The sequence below is a fragment of the Cognatilysobacter lacus genome, from assembly GCF_008274655.1.
GTDB lineage: Bacteria > Pseudomonadota > Gammaproteobacteria > Xanthomonadales > Xanthomonadaceae > Cognatilysobacter > Cognatilysobacter lacus.
Map to the genome: position 1 here is coordinate 1 of NZ_VTRV01000193.1, position 4,125 is coordinate 4,125.

Below are 4,125 nucleotides of genomic sequence, written 5' to 3' on the forward strand. Positions count from 1 at the left end.
CGCGCCGGTGCGTCGCCAGCGCGAGGGTGGCGTCGCCCGCGCCGTTGCGAAGGCCGAGCGGGACCGAATCGCCGTCGTCGAAATCCACGCCGATTCCCGATCGCGGGCGCCCGTCCTGCGCACGCGCGAGCACGCGCAGCTGCAGCAGCTCGCCAGCCGGCACCGGCTCCGCGTCGACGGCGGTGACCGCGAGCCCGCTGAGTTGCAGTTGCGCCGAGACCAGGCTCGCAATCGCCGCACCCGCGAGCAGGAATGCCATCAGCAGGGCGGGATTGTTGTTGTAGTTCAGCGCGCCGAGTGACATCGCGGCCAGCAGCGCTGCGAAGAACAGCCCGAAGCGAGTGGGCAATACGTAGATGCGGCGCCGGTCGAAATGCACGGGCAGCGGTTCCGGTCGGCGCGGGCGCGCCAGCGCGAGCAGACGCCGACGTAGGCCGCGCCGCTGCTTCATCAGTCGACGGGGACCGAATGCAGGATGGATTTCGCAACGGCGGCGTCGCCGCCAGCGTCGGCGTCGGTCACCAGCCGATGCGCGGCCACGTGCGGGAACAGTGCCTGCACGTCTTCCGGCACGACATGGCCGCGTCCGAGCAGCAGCGCATGCGCGCGGCTCGCGCGCAGGAGCGCGAGCCCGGCGCGGGGCGAAAGGCCGACGCGAATTCCCGGATGCCGGCGGCTGCGAGCGAGCAGCGATTGCACGTATGCCACCAGTGCTTCGCTCGTATGCACGCGCGTCACCGCATCGCGGACCGCGTCGAACTCGCCGCCAGCGAAGCACGGCTGCACGGAGGCGATCATCGTGCGGCGGTCGGTGCCCGCCAGCAGTTCACGCTCGGCGTCTTCGCCCGGATAACCCAGCGACAACCGCAGCAGGAAGCGATCCAGCTGCGAGTCCGGCAGCGGGTAGGTGCCTGCCAGGTCGACCGGGTTCTGCGTGGCGATCACGAAGAACGGCGAGGGCAGCGGACGCGTGGTGCCGTCGACCGTCACCTGGTGCTCCGCCATCGCTTCGAGCAAGGCGCTCTGCGTGCGCGGCGGCGCGCGGTTGATCTCGTCGGCGAGAAGAACCTGCGTGAACACCGGCCCGGCGTGGAATTCGAACATCTGCCGGGCCGCGTCGAACACGGACACGCCCAGGATGTCGGCGGGCAGCAGATCGGAGGTGAACTGCACGCGCTGGAACTTCAGGCCGACCGTGGCGGCAAGCGCGTGCGCGAGCGTTGTCTTGCCGAGGCCCGGGAGATCCTCGATGAGGATATGCCCGTCGGCCAGTAGCGCCACGAACGCGAGCCGCACCTCGTGCGACTTGCCGAGGATCAGCGAATTGACCTGCGTCTGCGCGCGGTCAAGGGCGTCGCGAAGGGGTTGCGATAGCATGCTCGCCGCCGTGCCTAGGGCCATGTCGTCTCCGAGCTTACGGAGTCCAGACGGCTTTGGATGCCGCATCCCGAGTGTAACGAGGTCGCATGAGTATTCAGTCGGAGCCCGGGGCGGCGCGCGTGCGTCGCCTGTTCTGGGCGCTGTGGTCTGTCGTGCTGGCCGTGAAGATCGCGGTCGCGGCGCGCTTGCCGCTGTTCGTCGACGAAGCGTTCTACTGGCAGGAGGGTCAGCACCCGGCTGCTGCGTATTCCGACCTTCCGGGCCTCACCGCCTGGCTCGCGCGCCTGGGCGTGGAGCTCGGCGGACAGCACCTGCTGGCGCTGCGGTTGCCGTTCCTGGCGGTCGCCGCCTTGATCCCCCTGATGGTCGTGCGCATCACGCGACGTACGTTCGGTGATCGCGATGCATGGGTCGCCGGCAGCTTTGCGCTGCTGCTTCCGCTTGCCGGCACGCTCGGCATTCTTGCGGTGCCCGACGCGATGCTCGCGCTCGCCACGCTGCTCTGCATGGATGCAGGCGCGTGCCTGCTGCGTCGCATCGACGCCAGCCATGCTCTCGAGCTCGCGCTCGGGCTCGCGCTCGGTGCGCTCAGCCACTACCGCTTCATCGCCGTGATCGGCGTGGGCTTCCTCACGCTGCTGCTGACCGTCGAAGGCCGCCGCGCGTTGAAGGACGCGCGCGTACTGATCGCGATCGCGCTCGGCGCGGCCGCGTGGTCGCCGCTGGTCTGGTGGAACTACGACAACGCCGACGCCGGGCTGCGCTTCCAGCTGGTGGATCGCCACCCGTGGGCATTCCATTCGAGCGGCCTGTGGTTCATCGCGATCCAGGCGCTGCTGGTCACGCCCGTGTTGTTCGTGGCGCTGATCGGCGCAGGGCGCGCGGGAGTGCGCAGCCCGCGGATCGGAGCGCGCTGGTTCGCGATGCTCGGGCTGCTGGTGATCAGCGGTTTCTTCGTGCTCGGATTCTTTGCCGACACCGAGCGCGTGAGTTTCCATTGGCCGCTCCCGGGTTACCTCGCACTGCTGCCGTTGCTGCCGCGCCTGCTCGCCGGCTGGGCGCCTTGGCTGCGTCGCGCGACGGCGGCGGTCGCCGGCGTGGGTTTGCTGGTCGTGCTGGGTTACTACGTCGCCGTGTCGATGCCCGATGTGCGTGCGCGAAGTGCCGCCGAAAAGTGGTACCCGGGCAACTTCGCGGGATGGGACGAAGCTGCCGATGCGGTGCGTGACGAGCTTCGGGCCATGCCGCCCGGCACGCGCGTGGTCGCCGACAACTTCAAGCTTGGCGCCGAACTCGGGTTCGCGCTGGACGATCCCGACATCGTCGTGCTCGACCACCCGCTCAACCGCAAGCACGGCCGCGCGCCGCAGCTGCACCTGTGGGGGCTCGACCAGGATCCACGCGCGATGCTGGCGAAGGGCCCCGTACTGCTTGCGGTCGGCGTCAGCGAGGTGGAGTTCAAGAACGTCCATCGCCGCAATCTCGAACTCTGCCAGCGCGTCGGGCCGCTCCCGGCCGCGCGCGTCCTCAATGTCGACCACGGCCAGCAGCGCATCGCGCTGTTCCGCCTCGACCGCCCGTCGTCCGGCGCATGCACGGCGCCGGCAATCGCGTGGTTCGATCGGCCGTCGATCGGCGAGCATGTGCGCGATCGCATCGATGTGAGGGGCTGGGCGTTCCGACAGGGCGTGGGTCTTTCGCGCGTCGAAGCGACGTTCGACGGCCGCGTGGTGGGCGAGATGCGCTACGGGCTCCCGTACCCGGGGCTCGACAAATCGTGGCCCGGGCTCGTCGATCCGAACGCGCCGCGGCTGGGCTTCGCGGGCAGCGTCGACGTCCGCGGTGTCGGGGCGGGCAGGCACTGGCTCGGCCTCCGCCTCCACGGTCGCGACGGCGCAGTCGAATCGTGGCCCGAAGTTCCCGTCGTGGTCGAGCGCTGACGCTCAGGGCAGCGCGAAACCGGCGACGCGCAGCAGTCGCGCCGTCCCGATCAGGGGCAAGCCGACGAGCGCGGTGGGGTCCTGCGTTTCGATCGCGTCGAACAGCGCGATGCCCAGGCCCTCCGATTTGAAACTGCCGGCGCAGTCGAGCGGCCTCTCCGCCTCCACGTAGCGCGCGATCTCGGCCGATGTCAGTTCGCGGAAGCGCACGACCGTGCGGTCCACGTGCAGGCCGACTTCGCGCTCGCCGCGCATCACGGAGACCGCCGTGAGGAAGGTGACCTCGCGTCCCGACATCGCGGCAAGTTGCGCGCAGGCGAGTTCGGGCGTCCCCGGCTTGCCGAGCACGCGGCCGTCGAACTCGGCGAGCTGGTCGGAACCGAGCACGCAGGCCGCGGGCCGCATCCGGCCTACGGCCGCGGCCTTGGCCCGGGCGAGTCGCACGACCAGGTCACTCGGGGCCTCGTCGGCCAGCGCGGCTTCGTCGACGCCCGGTGCCACGCAGTCGAACTCTAGGCCCAGGCGAGACAGCAATTCGCGGCGATAGCGTGATGTCGACGCGAGGAGCAGCGTCACGTCAGTCACGCGGAAGCCTCGCTTCCTCGATGCGGATCAGTTCCTGGTCGATGCGATGGCGAGCCAGCACGATGGCGTCGCGAACCTCGGCCAGCTGTACGGCCGTGGCGCCGTCGCCGTGGTCGCGCAGCCAAAGCCGCTGGCGCAGCATCTCGCGCATGGCGTCGCCGACCGGGTTGGGCCCGCCATCGCCGGCCACGGCCTCGATTTCGGCGCGTGCGATGCGCAG

General features: G+C 70.1%; 4 protein-coding genes and 1 pseudogene. 1 reads left to right on the forward strand and 4 read right to left on the reverse strand.

What is annotated here, in order from left to right; translation table 11 throughout:
• Both FW784_RS12835 and FW784_RS12840 read right to left on the reverse strand, forming a co-directional pair.
• A pseudogene (locus FW784_RS12835) lies at window positions 1–451 on the reverse strand (DUF58 domain-containing protein); the annotation flags it as partial.
• Complete coding sequence (locus FW784_RS12840) at window positions 451–1,401, reverse strand: AAA family ATPase (RefSeq protein WP_425481650.1); 951 nt, start codon at window positions 1,399–1,401, stop codon at window positions 451–453. The pseudogene FW784_RS12835 and the gene FW784_RS12840, both read right to left, overlap by 1 nt.
• A 65-nt stretch (window positions 1,402–1,466) precedes the next feature.
• On the opposite strand from FW784_RS12840, the gene FW784_RS12845 reads away from it, so the two are divergent.
• Complete coding sequence (locus tag FW784_RS12845) at window positions 1,467–3,320, forward strand: ArnT family glycosyltransferase (protein WP_149353730.1); 1,854 nt, start codon at window positions 1,467–1,469, stop codon at window positions 3,318–3,320.
• Between the two features lie 3 nt (window positions 3,321–3,323).
• Here FW784_RS12845 and FW784_RS12850 read toward each other — a convergent pair whose 3' ends face one another.
• Together FW784_RS12850 and FW784_RS14465 are read right to left on the reverse strand one after the other, a co-directional pair.
• Window positions 3,324–3,896 carry a Maf family protein gene (locus FW784_RS12850; protein WP_149353731.1) on the reverse strand — a complete coding sequence of 191 codons (573 nt, stop codon included), beginning with the start codon at window positions 3,894–3,896 and terminating at the stop codon, window positions 3,324–3,326.
• Between the two features lies 1 nt (window position 3,897).
• Window positions 3,898–4,125 (reverse strand): hypothetical protein (locus FW784_RS14465; protein WP_187770813.1); only part of this gene is annotated, 228 nt, incomplete at its 5' end.